We start from the raw sequence: 14,409 nt of genomic DNA, 5'->3' as shown, positions 1-14,409 counted from the left end.
TGGCCACCCAAAGCTGGGTGGCCATTTCTGTTTTTCCAGGGGTTTACGTCGCGAGGAGAGAGCGAATGACGAACAACGACGACAACGAGCAGCGTCGGGAGTCTTCGCGCGCCCGCGGCGGAGACCGCCCACGTCAGGGCGGCGACCGTCCCTACCGTCCGCGTCAGGACGGGCAGGGCGCCGACCGTCCGCGTCGTGACGGCGACCGCCCGTTCCGTCCCCGTGAGGGCGGCGACCGCCCATACCGTCCGCGTCAGGACGCCCAGGGCTCCGATCGCCCGCGTCGTGACGGCGACCGCTCGTTCCGTCCCCGTGAGGGCGGCGACCGCCCGTACCGTCCGCGTCAGGACGGGCAGGGCGCCGATCGTCCGCGTCGTGACGGCGACCGCCCGTTCCGCCCGCGTGAGGGGGGCGATCGTCCGTACCGTCCGCGCGATGGTGCGCAGTCAGACCGTCCCCGCCGCGACGGCGACCGGCCCTTCCGCCCGCGTCAGGACGGCGATCGCCCCTATCGTCCGCGTGATGGCGCGCAGTCTGACCGTCCGCGCCGTGACGGCGACCGGCCGTTCCGCGCCCGTCAGGACGGCGACCGCCCCTATCGTCCCCGCGATGGCGCGCAGTCTGACCGTCCGCGCCGTGACGGCGAGCGTCCCTTCCGCCCCCGTCAGGAGGGTGACCGCCCGTACCGTCCGCGTGATGGTGCGCAGTCTGACCGTCCCCGCCGCGACGGCGACCGGCCGTTCCGTCCGCGTGAGGGTGGCGACCGCCCGTATCGTCCCCGCGAGGGCGGCGATCGTCCGTACCGCGGCGGTTACGACTCTGACCGCTCCTCGCGTCCGCCGCAGCGCGACGCCGTGCGGGCGGCAAAGATCGCGGAGCCGGAGGTTCCCGAGGACATTACGGCACGGGATCTTCACCCGAGCGCGCGGAATGAGCTGAAGACGCTCAGTAAGGAGAACGCCGAGGAGGTCGCCCGTCACCTTGTGATGGCGGGGCGGCTAATCGACGAGGACCCCCAGCGTGCCCACGAGCACGCTCTCGCGGCGTCCCGCCGTGCCGGCCGCATCGCGGTCGTGCGCGAGAGCGTGGCCATCACCGCGTACGCGACCGGTGACTACGCGCTTGCGCTGCGCGAGCTGCGCACCTACCGTCGCATCTCCGGCAACGAGGACCAGATCGCCCTCATGGTCGACAGCGAACGCGGTGTCGGCCGGCCCGACCGAGCGATCGAGGTCGGTCGCGCGGTCGACCGGAACACGCTCCCGGTCGCGGTGCGCGTCTCTCTCGCGATCGCGCTCTCCGGTGCACGCCTGGACCTCGGTGAGACGGAGCGCGCCCTCGCCGAACTCGACATTCCCGAGCTCGATCCCGACCGGGCCTTCGAGTGGAGCCCGGCACTCTTCGCGGCCCGCGCCGCGGTGCTCGAAGAGCTCGGACGCGACGACGAAGCAGCCGAGTGGACGCGGCGGGCAGACATCGCCGCCGAAGCGCTGGACGAGGCCGCGGGCAACGGGTCGGACGAGGAGATCTTCGTGGAGGAGATCTTCGACGAGGAGTTCGCCGAGGACACCGATGCCGATGTGGCCGCCGCGGATGAGGATCTCGACGCTGAAGCCGACGAGCGCGTCGACGGCGACGCCGCCCAGGATGACGAGGACGACTATTCCATCGCCGCGGAGGTGGAGGAGCTGCTTGCCGCCGCGGATGCGGCCGCCGACGCGCAGAACTCGACGAGCGCGGACGACGAGGACGAGGCACGCTGATGGCCCTGTTCTCTCGCTCCGCTCCCACCCCGCTCGATGGCGTGGACACGGTACTGGCCGACCTCGACGGCGTCGTGTACGCCGGCGCGGGTGCGCTGCCCTACGCCGTCGAGGCACTGAACACGGTCGCTGCGACGCGCCGACTCGGCTTCATCACCAACAACGCGTCCCGTACCGACGCCAGTGTGGCCGCGCACCTGACCGAGCTCGGTCTGACCGTGACAGCAGACGACGTGGTCACGAGCCCGCAGGCCGCGGTTCGACTGCTGCGCACCCGCGTGCCCGCCGGCGCGACGATTCTCGTCGTCGGGGGCGAGGGCCTCGTCGTCGAGCTCGAGAAAGCCGGCTTCGTCGTCACGCGTTCGGCCGAGGACGACCCGGCCGCCGTCGTGCAGGGCTTCGCACCTCACGTGGGATGGACCGATCTGGCCGAGGCCGCGTTCGCGCTGAAGACACCCGAGGACGAGGGCGGGATCCCCTGGATCGCGACCAACACCGACTGGACGATCCCGCAGGCGCGAGGCATCGCACCGGGAAACGGCACGCTCGTGTCCGCGGTCCACACCGCCATCGGACGGCTCGCTGTCGTCGCGGGCAAGCCCGAGACGCCGATCTTCGAAGAAGCGCTCGCCCGGTTCGACGCGCGCCGCGCGCTCTTCATCGGTGACCGTCTGGACACCGACATCGCGGGCGCGCAGGCCGCCGGCATTCCCTCGGCGCTCGTGCTCACCGGCATCGATCGACCCAAGCACGTCCTCGCCGCCCCGCCGACGTCCCGTCCCGACTTCATCCTCGGCGACCTCCGCGAACTGCACGAGCCCTATCCGCAGACCAAGGTCAAGGGCGATGTGACCATCGTGGGTGACGCGCGCGTCGCCGTCGACGGTGCGGATCTGCGCATCCTGTCCGCGGGCTCGCGTCCCATCGATCTCGTGCGCGCGGGGGCTGCGGCGATCTGGTCGACGGGGCGAGCGATCTTCGGGTTCCGGGTGCCTGAGGAGCTGTACGCGGATCCGTTCCATCGGCCCTGACGCGCCGTTCGTGCGGAGGGTGAGCCGTATCCTGGGGTGATGCACGCAGAACCCACGGAGCCGGCCGATGATCTGCTGCCCGCACTCGAGGTGATCGAGCAGCAGCCCCTCGGCGATCGAGCCGCAGCGTACGCGGTCCTGCTCGACGACATCGCTCGCCGGCTCGACTCGGGACCGCACGCCGGATGACCGAGCGTCTCGACGCCGCGGTGGCCGCGCGCGGGCTCGCGCGCTCCCGCACGCACGCCGCGACTCTCATCATGCAGGGCCTGGTCTCCGTCGATGGCACCGCCGTCGTCAAGCCCTCGCATCGCGTCAGCGAGTCGGCGGAGATCGCCGTCGCTGCATCCGATCATTACGTGAGCCGGGCCGCCCACAAGCTGCTCGCCGCTCTCGACGCGTTCTCGATCGACGTCGCCGGACGCGCTGCCCTGGACATGGGTGCCAGCACCGGAGGGTTCACGCAGGTGCTCCGTGAGCGCGGTGCCGAGCCGGTGCTCGCGGTCGACGTCGGGCACGATCAGCTCGCGGACAGCGTGCGCCGGGACCCCGGCGTGATCGCCGTCGAAGGGTTCAACGTCCGCTTCATGGACCCCGCTGCCCTCGCCTCCGCGGCGGGGTCGCCGTACACGCCCGAGGTCGTCACGGGTGATCTGTCCTTCATCTCGCTGTCGCACGTGCTCGAGCCCGTGCGCTCGGTCGTCACCGAGACGAGCGACATCGTGCTGCTCATCAAGCCGCAGTTCGAGGTGGGCCGTACCGCCGTGCGCGGCGGTCTCGTCACAGACCCAGCCCAGCGTGCCGAGTCGATCTCGACCGTGCTCTGGCAGGCATGGGATGCGGGCCTTCAGACGGCGGGCTTGATCGCTTCTCCCGTGGTGGGTACCCACGGCAACCAGGAGTATCTCGTGCACCTCGGCCGCACCGGCGGGCGCATTCCGTCAGAATGGGAGAGCACTGTGACCGAGCTGACGGGAGTGCGATGACCGAGCCGCGCCACATCCTCGTGGTGGCCCACGCGCGCCGCGCAGACACCGTCGAGGCGGCCGATCGGGTGATCTCCGCACTGAGGGCCGCGGGCGCCACCCCGGTACTGGCCGAAGACGACCGTGACGAGCTCGCCGAAGTGCTGCCGCGGTGCGCCGACCTGGCCGTTCTCGGCGTCGACGTGCCCCTGCACGAGATCGAGCTCGCGATCGTGCTCGGCGGTGACGGCACGATCCTTCGCGCCGCGGAGATGGTGCGCAGCGGCACCGCGCCCGTGCTCGGGATCAACATGGGTCACGTGGGCTTCCTCGCCGAGAGCGAGCGCGACGACATGGACGAGGCCGTGGCGCGTGTCATCGCCCGCGACTACCGGGTCGAAGAACGCCTCGCCCTGTCGGTGCGGGTCAAAGACGCCTCCGGGCAGGTCATCTACAGCACCTGGGCCTTGAACGAGGCGACGGTCGAGAAGGCGAGTCGCGAGCGGATGCTCGAGGTCGTCATGGAGATCGACGGCCGCCCCCTGTCGAGCTTCGGATGCGACGGCGTGGTGATTGCGACACCGACCGGATCGACGGCCTACAACTTCTCGGCCGGCGGGCCGATCATCTGGCCGACGGTCGAAGCCATCTCGGTCGTCCCGCTGTCGGCGCACGCGCTGTTCGCGAAGCCGCTCGTGGTCGGGCCGGAGGCCGCGGTCGCGATCGAGGTGTTGGCACGCACGCACGGCACCGGCATCCTCTGGTGCGATGGCCGTCGCTCCCACGAGCTGCCCCCGGGGGCGCGCGTGGTCGCACGTCGATCCGCCGAGCCGGTGCGTCTCGCGCGTCTGCACCCGCCGGCATTCACCGAGCGCCTCGTGCAGAAGTTCCACCTGCCCGTCACCGGATGGCGGGGGCCGGCGGGAGAGGGCGCCGCGTGATCGAGGAGATGCGCCTGCGAGAGCTCGGTGTCATCGCCGACGCGACGCTGCCCATGGGGCCGGGCTTCACCGCCATCACGGGCGAGACCGGTGCGGGCAAGACGATGGTCGTCACCGGACTCGGGCTGCTGCTCGGAGCGCGCGCCGACTCGGGTGTCGTGCGATCGGGGGCGAGCGCCGCGGCCGTGGAGGGCGTCTGGCTCGTGGATGCCGACGGTGCCGCCGCCGAGCGCGTCCGCGAGGCCGGCGGGGAGCTCGACCCGGTCGGACACGACCGTGCCGAGCTCCTGCTCGGGCGCACGCTGAGCGCCGAAGGACGCAGCCGCGCCACGGTGGGCGGCAGATCGGCGCCGGTCGGCGTCTTGACGGATCTCGCCGATCTCCTCGTCGCCGTGCACGGTCAGTCCGACCAGCTGCGCCTGCGATCCGGCGCGGCCCAGCGTGACGCCCTCGACCGGTATGCGGGCCAGAACGTGGCCGTGCCGCTGGCGGAGTATCGGAGCGCGTACGAGCGGCTGCGTGCGCTGGATGCGGAGCTGGACGAGCTGGTGCAGCGCCGCGACGAGCGCGTACGCGAGGCGGAGCAGTTGCGCGCCGATCTCGCCGCCATCGACGCCGCAGCGCCGCAGCCGGGGGAGGACGTGCAGCTGGCCGCCCGCGCCGAGCTGCTCGCCAACGTGGAGGAGCTCCGAGAGGCGGCGGCTCTCGCGCACGAGGCGCTCGCGAGCGAGCAGGACGCGCCCGATGCGTCCACACTCGTCGCCGAGGCACGTCGCGCCCTCGAACGCGTCTCCGACGCCGATCCGGCCGTGGCGACGATGGCAGAGCAGGCCGCCGAGATCTCGTATCGGATCGTCGATCTCGCCGGGGCCGTCGCGGGCTATCTCGCAGACCTCGACGAGACGGGGCCGGCGGAGCTCGCCGCGGTCGAGGAGCGCCGCAGCGTCCTCGCCGGGCTCATCCGCGCCCACGGCAGCCTGGAAGCCGCCCTGACGCTCGCCGCCGCCGGCGGGGATCGCCTGGCCGAGCTCGACGACGACGATTCGCGCGTCGAACGACTGAGCGCCGAACGCGCTCAGCTCGTCGAGCGCCTCGACGACGCCGCCGGCGCGCTCACCGCTGCGCGACGGGAGGCGGCGGACCGGCTCGCGGCCGACGTCACCGAGGAGCTTCATGCCCTCGCCCTGCCCGACGCCCGTGTCGAGGTGCAGGTGAGCGAGACGCCGGCATCCGCCGCGGGACGCGACGAGATCGCGATCCTGCTCGCTCCGCATCCGGGGGCTGCCCCGCGTCCCGTGTCGAAGGGGGCGTCGGGTGGCGAGCTCAGTCGCGTCATGCTCGCGATCGAGGTCGTGATCGCCGCGACCGACCCGGTACCCACGTTCGTGTTCGACGAGGTGGATGCGGGAATCGGCGGCGCGGCTGCGATCGAAGTCGGCCGACGCCTCGCCCGCCTCGCCGAGACCTCGCAGGTGATCGTGGTGACCCACCTCGCCCAGGTGGCGGCGTTCGCGACGAACCACCTCAGCGTCGTGAAGCAGAACGACGGCTCCGTCACCCAGTCGAGCGTGCGGCGCCTGGTGGGGGCCGAGCGCGAAGCGGAGATGGCGCGACTGCTGTCCGGTTTGGCAGACTCCGACGCAGCACTCACCCACGCGAGGGAGCTGCTCGCCCTCGCCAGTCCCGCCCACTGATAGGATAGAAGCCCGTGACGAACTCTTCCGGCTCAGGCCTCTCCCACGGTACGAACAACGACGACACCACCAAGCACATCTTCGTGACGGGCGGTGTCGTCTCCTCGTTGGGCAAGGGCCTGACCGCCGCCAGCCTCGGCAATCTGCTCACCGCTCGGGGCCTGCGCGTCGTCATGCAGAAGCTCGACCCGTACCTGAACGTCGACCCGGGAACGATGAACCCGTTCCAGCACGGCGAGGTCTTCGTCACCGACGACGGCGCCGAGACCGACCTCGACATCGGGCACTACGAGCGCTTCCTCGACATCGAGCTGAGCCAGGCGGCCAACGTCACGACCGGCCAGATCTACTCGCAGGTGATCGCTCGCGAACGCCGCGGCGAGTACCTCGGCGACACGGTGCAGGTCATCCCGCACATCACCGATGAGATCAAGCGCCGGATGCGGCTGCAGGCCAGCGAGTCTCCCAAGCCCGACGTGATCATCACCGAGGTGGGGGGCACGGTCGGCGACATCGAGTCCCAGCCGTTCCTCGAGGCAGCGCGTCAGTTGCGCCACGAACTCGGTCGCGACACCGTGTTCTTCGTGCATGTGTCGCTCGTGCCGTTCATGGGCGCGTCGGGTGAGCAGAAGACCAAGCCCACGCAGCACTCCGTCGCAGCACTCCGCTCGATCGGCATCCAGCCCGACGCGCTCGTGCTGCGCAGCGATCGTCCCGTCACCGACGCCAACAAGCGCAAGATCGCGCTGATGTGCGACGTCGACGTCGAAGGCGTCATCAACACCGTCGACCTGCCGAGCATCTACGACATCCCCTCCACCCTCAACGAGCAGGGCCTGGACGCGTACATCGCGCGCCGGCTCGGGCTCAGTGAGAAGGCGGCGGAGGTCGACTGGTCGCGCTGGCAGCAGGTGCTCAACGCCGTGCACAACCCCAAGCACGACGTCACGATCGGGCTGGTCGGCAAGTACATCGACCTTCCCGACGCCTACCTGTCGGTCACGGAAGCGCTGAAGGCCGGCGGCTTCGCGCACGAGACGCACGTCAACATCCGCTGGATCCCCTCGGACACCTGCGAGACGCCCGAAGGCGCCGCCGCCGCGCTCGCGGATGTCGACGGCATCGTCGTGCCCGGCGGCTTCGGCATCCGCGGCATCGAAGGCAAGCTCGGCGCGCTCCGCTTCGCACGCGAGCAGGGCATCCCGACGCTCGGGATCTGCCTCGGCCTGCAGTGCATGGTCATCGAGTACGCCCGCACGATGGCGGGCCTGGAGGGCGCGTCCTCGAGCGAGTTCGACCCGGACACCGTGCACCCGGTGGTCGCCACGATGGCCGAGCAGGTCGACATCCTCGACCACGGCGACCTGGGCGGCACGATGCGACTGGGGCTGTACCCGGCCGACCTCGCCGAGGGCTCGATCGCAGCGGAGGTCTACGGATCGAACCGCGCGTCGGAGCGCCACCGTCACCGCTACGAGGTCAACAACGCGTACCGGGAGCAGCTCGCCGAGGCGGGGCTCGTCTTCTCGGGCCTCAATCCCGACCTCGGTCTGGTCGAGTACGTCGAGCTGCCGCGCGACGTGCACCCGTACTACATCGCGACCCAGGCCCACCCCGAGCTGCGCTCGCGGCCGACGGCGCCGCATCCGCTGTTCCGCGGGCTCGTCGGTGCGGCGCTGGACCGCCACCGCGCCAGTGAGCTGTTCGACGTCGAGAACGCCTGAGCGGGGCGCGGCCGTGATCCAGGACGAGCGGTTCGAGGGCGAGGTCGTCGACACGAGCGTGGTCTTCCACGGCCGCGTCTGGGACGTGCGCTCGGACGTGGTGCGCTACGGCGACGGTGAGATCGTGCGCGACTACGTCGACCACACCGGGGCTGCGGCCGTCGTGGCCGTCGACGACGAGCATCGTGTGCTGCTCATCCAGCAGTACCGGCATCCGATTCGTCACCGCGACTGGGAGATCCCGGCGGGGCTGCTGGATGTGGCGGGCGAGAGCCCCTCCGAGACCGCCCGTCGTGAGCTCGCGGAGGAGGTCGATCTCGCCGCGGGAAGCCTCGAGCCGCTCGTGAGCCTGTTCACGAGCCCCGGCGGCAGCGACGAGATCGTCCACGTCTTCCTGGCGCGCGACCTCGTGCAGCTCAGCGCGCACGAGCGCACCGACGAGGAGGCTGACATCGTCGCGCAGTGGGTGCCGCTGTCCGAGGTCGTCGACGCGATCCTCGCCGGCGGCGTGCGTAATGGGATCCTCATCTCGGGCGTGCTCGCCGCGGCCGAGCGGCTTCGCCGGGACGACCCGGTCGGTTGAGATGCGCATCGGCCGCGCGGTCGAGGTGTACCTGCGTCATGTGACGATCGAACGCGGACTGGCCTCCCACACTGTCGACGCCTACCGCCGCGACCTGGCGACCTATGTCGCCTGGCTCGCCGAGCGGGGCGTCGACGACGTCGGCGAGGTGGATGCGGCGATGATCGCCGCGTTCGCCGCGGAGAAGGCGGCGGCCGAGCCGCGGCCGGCCGCATCCAGCCTCGCGCGCCTGCAGTCCTCGGTCCGCGGGCTGCACCGCTTCCTCGTGCGTGAAGGGATCCGCGACGACGATCCGGCGCAGGATCTTCGACCGCCCAAGCTCGCGCAGCGCCTCCCCAAGGCGCTGACCATCGAGCAGGTCGAGCGCCTCCTCGATGCGTCGGGCCCCGCGCCCGGTCGGGCGGATCAGGCCACCTCCGTCCAGCTTCGCGATCGGGCGCTCGTCGAGCTGCTCTACGCGACGGGTGCGCGCGTGTCGGAGATCGTGCAGCTCGACGTCGACGACCTCGCCCACGGCGAGGTGCTGAGGGTGCGGGGAAAGGGGTCGAAGGAGCGCATCGTGCCGGTCGGCTCCTACGCCCGCGCCGCCGTCGACGCGTATCTCACGCGCGCACGCCCCGAGCTCGCGCGCCGTGGCCGGGGGACTGCGCGCCTCTTCCTGGGGGCGCGCGGGGCGGCGCTGTCGCGGCAGAGCGCGTGGGCCGTCCTCCAGCAGGCGGCGGAGGGGGCGGGGCTGGAGGCGCACGTCTCGCCGCACACGCTGCGGCACTCGTTCGCGACGCACCTGCTGCAGGGCGGGGCAGACGTGCGCGTCGTCCAGGAACTGCTGGGCCACTCCTCGGTGGCCACGACGCAGATCTACACGCACGTGAGCGTCGACGCCCTCCGAGACGTCTACGCGGCGGCTCACCCGCGGGCGCGCTGAGCCGAACGCCCCGTTGTCATCGGGCGGATAGACACGGCCTCGCGGCCTGCGCGCTCGCGTGCGCCCGCGGATCATCGGAGAGGTGAGGAGACTGCGCCGCACCCCCGCGCGGGAGGACGCTGCGGGGCGTCCGGGCTTCGCCTACTTGCCCGCCGACACCGTGTACCTGGACGCGGCCTGTCAGTCGATGCGTCCCGTCCCGGTCATCGAGGCGCTCGACGAGTACTTCCGCACCCGGAACGCGTGCGGCGGGCGCGCCTCGTACGAGAGCGCGCGACAGGTGGATGCGGGCGTCGCCGACACGCGGGCCGCGGTGCTGCGTGCGCTCGGGTTGACCTCGCGCACGCACGCCGTCTCGTTCACGCTGAACACGACGTACGGCTTGAATCTCCTGCTGGCGCAGATGCCGGCCAGCGGGTTCCGTCGAGTCGTGACGACGGTGACCGAGCACAACGCGGTCTTCCTCAGCACCATCGCCTTCGCCCGCGCTCGCGGGGTCGATCGTGTCGTGCTGGAGCGCGACGCCCTCGGTGCTCTGATGTACCGCGACGCCGACCTCGCAGATGCCCTCGTGGTCGTCTCGGCCCAGAACAATGTCGACGGCGCCGTCACCGCGGATCTGGCGGGACTCGTGGCCGACGCGCACCGTCTCGGCGGGACCGTGATCGTCGACGCCGCCCAGGCGATGGCGCACGCGCCCGAGGTCCTGCGGTCTCTCGACGCCGATGCGATCTGCTTCTCGGCCCACAAGGCGTACGGACCGTCGCTGGGAGTCGTCGTCGCGACGCGCGCGCTGCTGATGTCGCTCGAGGTCGGATTCGTCGGCGGCGGCCAGGTGGCCGAGGTCACCGCCGATGACTTCGTGCTGCTCGACGAGCCGCACACCCGCCTGGAACCGGGCCTGCAGGCTTGGGGGGAGATCCTCGCCTTCGGCGCGGCGCTCCGCTGGCGGGAGGCATACGCGCGTACCGAGGGGGAGCCGGTGGAGCAGCGCGAGCGACGGCTCACCCGTTCGCTGCGCGAGGGGCTGGGCGAGATCCCGAACCTGACCGTGTTCGGCGACCCCGACGGCGCGCTCGTGCCGCTTCTGGCCCACCGCGTCGACAGCAACCGTCTGGCGGTCTTCCTCTCGAAGGCAGGGATCTCCGCACGCAGCGGGTACTTCTGCGCGCACTACTGGCTGCGCGAACGCGAGCGGGTCGAGCCGCTGTTGCGCTTCAGCCTGGGCGCGCACAACACCGAGGAGGATGTCGCGCGCTGTCTCGATGTGCTCGGCCGGATGCTGAGGGGGCTCTGAATGCTGTGTATCGCCGCGTTCCTCGTGCTGCTCGTGCTGGCGGCCGTCTCCGCGAAGTACCGGCGCCTGCTCGGTACGGCATGGCGGTGCGTCACCCGGCGCGTGACCTTCCGTCCCTGCGACACGTCGTTCCGCGAGGATGTGAAGAACAGCATGCTCGCCCCCCTCGCGGTGCGGGCTCCGAGGCTCGTGAAGCCGGCGAGCATCGCGATCGAGGTGACCGCCTGGATCATGGTGCTCTCCCTCGTTCTCAGCCTGTACATCGTCGGCAAGAGCGGGCTGAACCTCTTCGTCTACGGCACCTGCAACCCGCAGGACACCCAGGCTTGCAGTCTGTCCGCGGGGGCGTGCAGCATCGACGCCGGCGCGGACGACTTCGGCTCGGCGCTGGCCAAGGGGGATGTGGTCGGCGCGTTCGCCGCGGAGTTCCGCTCGCTCGGCAAGACCTTCGACGCGCTTCCGAGCCGGCTCAAGGACTGGGACGCGCGCGAGTACCTCCCCGAGGCGGCGAGCTACGCTGGCGGCTACCGAGACGGGCTCCCGGTGGCGGTCGAGGTGATCGATCCCGGGTGCCGCTTCTGCGGCGAGCTCTTCCGCAACATCGAGAGCGCGGGCTTCGCCGACGAACACAACCTCGCCTACATCCCGTACCCGATCGGACCGGATGCCGCCCCGAAGTTCACGAACTCGCCCCTGATCGCCGACTACCTCACCGCTGTACGCCTCACGGAGCAGGACGATGTCCCCGCTCAGGGAGGAACGGACTGGCGGATCCTCGAGCACATCTTCACGGGGGAGCGCCCCGACGGCGTCGCCTGGCAGATCTGGTTCAACGAGCAGGCCTCGACGGATGAGGCCGAGACCCAGCTGCAGCAGTGGCTCGCGGAGGCCGGCTACGACGCGGCCGACATCCACGACATCGCCCGGCTCGCCGCATCCGATCGGGTGCACGACATCGTCGCCGACGGCAAGCGTGTCGTCGAGGAGGAGATCCGCACGGCGACCGTTCCCACCCTCATCGCCGACGGCGCCCTGCACCCCGGCGTCGTGTCGGTCGACCGGCTCCAGGGGATGCGGTGAGCCGGCCGCATTAGTCACGGCCGCCGCCCCCCGTGAGCCGGACTCCTCGCGCGCACACTGAGCGCATGAGCGTCCCCACCGCGCCGCCTTCACGCGCGCTCGCCGTCTTCTGGATCATCGCCGGCCTGCTCGGATGGGCGGTCTCGTTCCTGCTGTACCTCGAGTACATCGGGCAGCTGCGGGGCGTAGACCCGCTCGTGTCGTGTCAGCTGAGCGTGATCGTGACGTGCGGACCCAACCTGCTCTCGCCCGGCGGCAACCTTCTCGGCTTCAGCAACTCGATCATCGGCGTCGTGCTCTTCCTCGGTCCGATCTACGCCGGCGTGACGGCACTCGCCGGCGCGACGGGCCTGCGGAGCTGGTACTGGCGCACGTATCTGGCCTTCATTGCCGCGGCGTTCGTGTTCGTGCACGTCCTCGCCTACCGGAGCGTCTTCGAGTACGGCTCGCTCTGCCCCTGGTGCATGGTCGTGTGGCTCGTCACGATCCCGCTGTTCTGGGTCACACTCGGCTGGAGCGCACGGGCGGGACTCTGGGGGAGGCGGATGCGGCCGGTGGGCCGATGGCTCGCCAGCTGGGCTCCGCTGGTCACCATCCTCGACGTCGCGCTGATCGCCGTCGTCGCGCAGCTCAGGCTGGACGTCCTGGGCTCGCTCTTCTGAGCCGATCCCGCGCGCGTGGCGCGCGTCGCGTTACGAGCCTGTGAATTGTCTAAGCGATTGACGCCGAATCCGACTAGCGTCGGGCGCACCGGGGAGACGCGAGAGGACATCACGTGACGACATCACGGCCACGAGCCACCCGTATCGGCATCGGAATCGGCATCGGCGCGGCGCTGGCGGTGACCGCCGGCATCGCGCCGGCCGCCGCCGTCGACCCGGCCGATCTGGAGGAGCGGGTGACGGTGGACGCCGTCGTCGCCCACCTGCAGCAGCTGCAGGACATCGCCGATGCGAACGGCGGCAATCGGGCGGCGGGCACCAGCGGCTATGAGGCCAGTGCGGTCTACATCGAGCAGACGCTGACGGCAGCCGGGTACACGCCTGAGCGTCAGTACTTCGACGCCGACCTGCAGACGATCGACGCGTACACGTTGACGATCGACGGCTACACTCCCGCCGACCCCTTCGGCATCCCGATGGAGTTCACCCCGGGCACGCCCGTCGGCGGACTCTCGGACCTCCCACTGGTCACCCCGACCGCACCGCTGGGGTGCACCGCGGACGACTGGGCGGGCACCGACGCCGCGGGCGCCATCGCACTCGTCTCCCGCGGCAGCTGCTCCTTCGCAGAGAAGTCGGCGGCGGCAGCGGCCGCGGGCGCGGAGGCCGTGCTCATCTACAACAACGAAGCCGGACCGCTTCAGGGCACGCTGGGTGCGCAGACACCCGAGCTCGCACCGACAGTCGGCATCCTGCAGAGCGAGGGGCAGGACCTCCTCACTGCGCTCGCGAACGGCCCCGTCCTCGCCGACCTCGACCTTCAGCAGCACATCGATTCCGTCGAGACGTTCAACATCATCGCCGACACGCCCACCGGACGCGATGACAACGTCGTGATGCTGGGCGCGCACCTGGACTCCGTCGAGGATGGTCCCGGTATCAACGACAACGGCTCGGGCTCGGCGGCGATCCTGGAGGTCGCCCTCCAGCTGGCCGCTTCCGGTGAGCTGGAGAACACGGTCCGCTTCGCCTGGTGGGGCGCGGAGGAGATCGGGCTCCTGGGATCGGCGCACTACGTCGACGATCTCTACGAGACCGGTGGCGACGCGGCTCTCGAGACCATCGCGACCTACCTCAACTTCGACATGGTCGCCTCGCCCAATTACGTGATCTCCGTCTACGATGCCGACCAGTCCACGTATGAGGCGCCGGTGGAGGTCCCGGAGGGATCGATCGCGACGGAGGCGGCGTTCACGAGCTACTTCGATGCGATCGGGCAGCCCTGGATCGACACGGCCTTCGACGCCCGCAGCGATTACAACGCGTTCATCCTGGCCGGCATCCCCGCATCCGGACTGTTCACGGGCGCCGACGACGTCAAGACGGCGGAACAGGTCGCGCTGTTCGGCGGCACGGAGGGCATCATCATGGACCCGAACTATCACACGCCCGCCGATGACATCTCGAACATCAACGTCGACGCGCTGCGGATCATGCTGGGTGCCATGGCGCACGTCACCGCGGCGCTCGCCAACGACACGTCGGCCGTCAACGGTGTCGCTCCCATCGTCGACCCGGTGGCGCCGGCGCCCGAGGTGACCGAGGAGGGCGACCATCTGCTGGCCGCATCCGGCTCGGAGATCTCCGGTGCCTGGCTCGGCGGCGGCATCGTGGCGCTGCTCGCGGGTGCCCTCGTGCTGGCTGCTGCCGCACGTCGCCGCCGCACCGTCTGAGCGCGGTTCGG

14 protein-coding genes are annotated in these 14,409 nt (G+C 70.8%); 13 read left to right on the top strand and 1 reads right to left on the bottom strand.

Going from position 1 to position 14,409, the window contains the following annotated elements; translation table 11 throughout:
* Window positions 1–446: 446 nt before the first annotated feature.
* Window positions 447–980 carry a hypothetical protein gene (locus KYX17_RS17415; RefSeq protein WP_243228169.1) on the bottom strand — a complete coding sequence of 178 codons (534 nt, stop codon included), beginning with the start codon at window positions 978–980 and terminating at the stop codon, window positions 447–449.
* Window positions 981–986: 6 nt separating this feature from the next.
* On the opposite strand from KYX17_RS17415, the gene KYX17_RS17410 reads away from it, so the two are divergent.
* From KYX17_RS17410 to KYX17_RS17350, 13 genes are all read left to right on the top strand, one after another.
* Window positions 987–1,763 carry a tetratricopeptide repeat protein gene (locus tag KYX17_RS17410; protein WP_243228168.1) on the top strand — a complete coding sequence of 259 codons (777 nt, stop codon included), beginning with the start codon at window positions 987–989 and terminating at the stop codon, window positions 1,761–1,763.
* Entirely contained in the window at window positions 1,763–2,794 is a 1,032-nt protein-coding gene (locus tag KYX17_RS17405) for an HAD-IIA family hydrolase (RefSeq protein ID WP_243228167.1), read from the top strand. The genes KYX17_RS17410 and KYX17_RS17405 overlap by 1 nt, the downstream gene beginning before the upstream one ends.
* Window positions 2,795–2,833: 39 nt before the next feature.
* Window positions 2,834–2,983 carry a hypothetical protein gene (locus KYX17_RS17400; protein WP_243228166.1) on the top strand — a complete coding sequence of 50 codons (150 nt, stop codon included), beginning with the start codon at window positions 2,834–2,836 and terminating at the stop codon, window positions 2,981–2,983.
* The gene (locus KYX17_RS17395; protein ID WP_243228165.1) at window positions 2,980–3,780 is read left to right on the top strand and encodes a TlyA family RNA methyltransferase; all 801 of its coding nucleotides are present in this window, start codon (window positions 2,980–2,982) and stop codon (window positions 3,778–3,780) included. Before KYX17_RS17400 ends, KYX17_RS17395 begins: the two co-directional genes overlap by 4 nt.
* Window positions 3,777–4,700, top strand: a complete 924-nt coding sequence (locus KYX17_RS17390; protein ID WP_243228164.1) for an NAD kinase — start codon at window positions 3,777–3,779, stop codon at window positions 4,698–4,700. Before KYX17_RS17395 ends, KYX17_RS17390 begins: the two co-directional genes overlap by 4 nt.
* Complete coding sequence (gene recN, locus KYX17_RS17385; protein WP_243228163.1) at window positions 4,697–6,394, top strand: DNA repair protein RecN; 1,698 nt, start codon at window positions 4,697–4,699, stop codon at window positions 6,392–6,394. The genes KYX17_RS17390 and recN overlap by 4 nt, the downstream gene beginning before the upstream one ends.
* 14 nt (window positions 6,395–6,408) lie before the next feature.
* Entirely contained in the window at window positions 6,409–8,118 is a 1,710-nt protein-coding gene (locus KYX17_RS17380) for a CTP synthase (RefSeq protein ID WP_243228162.1), read from the top strand.
* Window positions 8,119–8,131: 13 nt separating this feature from the next.
* Window positions 8,132–8,701, top strand: a complete 570-nt coding sequence (locus KYX17_RS17375) for an NUDIX hydrolase (RefSeq protein WP_243228161.1) — start codon at window positions 8,132–8,134, stop codon at window positions 8,699–8,701.
* Window position 8,702: 1 nt separating this feature from the next.
* Window positions 8,703–9,626: a site-specific tyrosine recombinase XerD gene (xerD, locus tag KYX17_RS17370; RefSeq protein WP_243228160.1), complete on the top strand. Its 924-nt coding sequence runs from the start codon at window positions 8,703–8,705 to the stop codon at window positions 9,624–9,626.
* An 82-nt stretch (window positions 9,627–9,708) separates the two neighbouring features.
* Window positions 9,709–10,923, top strand: a complete 1,215-nt coding sequence (locus tag KYX17_RS17365; RefSeq protein ID WP_243228159.1) for an aminotransferase class V-fold PLP-dependent enzyme — start codon at window positions 9,709–9,711, stop codon at window positions 10,921–10,923.
* Window positions 10,924–12,003 (top strand): hypothetical protein, encoded by a 1,080-nt coding sequence (locus KYX17_RS17360; RefSeq protein ID WP_243228158.1) that lies wholly within the window; start codon window positions 10,924–10,926, stop codon window positions 12,001–12,003.
* A 65-nt stretch (window positions 12,004–12,068) separates the two neighbouring features.
* The gene (locus tag KYX17_RS17355; protein WP_243228157.1) at window positions 12,069–12,665 is read left to right on the top strand and encodes a vitamin K epoxide reductase family protein; all 597 of its coding nucleotides are present in this window, start codon (window positions 12,069–12,071) and stop codon (window positions 12,663–12,665) included.
* 113 nt (window positions 12,666–12,778) lie between these two features.
* Window positions 12,779–14,398 carry a M20/M25/M40 family metallo-hydrolase gene (locus KYX17_RS17350; protein ID WP_243228156.1) on the top strand — a complete coding sequence of 540 codons (1,620 nt, stop codon included), beginning with the start codon at window positions 12,779–12,781 and terminating at the stop codon, window positions 14,396–14,398.
* Window positions 14,399–14,409: the final 11 nt, after the last annotated feature.

Source organism: Microbacterium sp. CIAB417, assembly GCF_022788845.1.
The sequence above is the reverse complement of the archived record's forward strand: the minus strand, read 5'-3'. Positions and strand labels throughout refer to the sequence as shown.

Excerpts from the sequence above, each read along its gene's own strand:
- xerD (WP_243228160.1), top strand. The coding sequence starts at position 8,703 with ATGCGCATCGGCCGCGCGGTCGAGGTGTACCTGCGTCATGTGACGATC.
- KYX17_RS17360 (WP_243228158.1), top strand. The coding sequence starts at position 10,924 with ATGCTGTGTATCGCCGCGTTCCTCGTGCTGCTCGTGCTGGCGGCCGTC.
- KYX17_RS17355 (WP_243228157.1), top strand. The coding sequence starts at position 12,069 with ATGAGCGTCCCCACCGCGCCGCCTTCACGCGCGCTCGCCGTCTTCTGG.
- KYX17_RS17400 (WP_243228166.1), top strand. The coding sequence starts at position 2,834 with ATGCACGCAGAACCCACGGAGCCGGCCGATGATCTGCTGCCCGCACTC.
- KYX17_RS17405 (WP_243228167.1), top strand. The coding sequence starts at position 1,763 with ATGGCCCTGTTCTCTCGCTCCGCTCCCACCCCGCTCGATGGCGTGGAC.
- KYX17_RS17410 (WP_243228168.1), top strand. The coding sequence starts at position 987 with ATGGCGGGGCGGCTAATCGACGAGGACCCCCAGCGTGCCCACGAGCAC.
- KYX17_RS17390 (WP_243228164.1), top strand. The coding sequence starts at position 3,777 with ATGACCGAGCCGCGCCACATCCTCGTGGTGGCCCACGCGCGCCGCGCA.
- KYX17_RS17395 (WP_243228165.1), top strand. The coding sequence starts at position 2,980 with ATGACCGAGCGTCTCGACGCCGCGGTGGCCGCGCGCGGGCTCGCGCGC.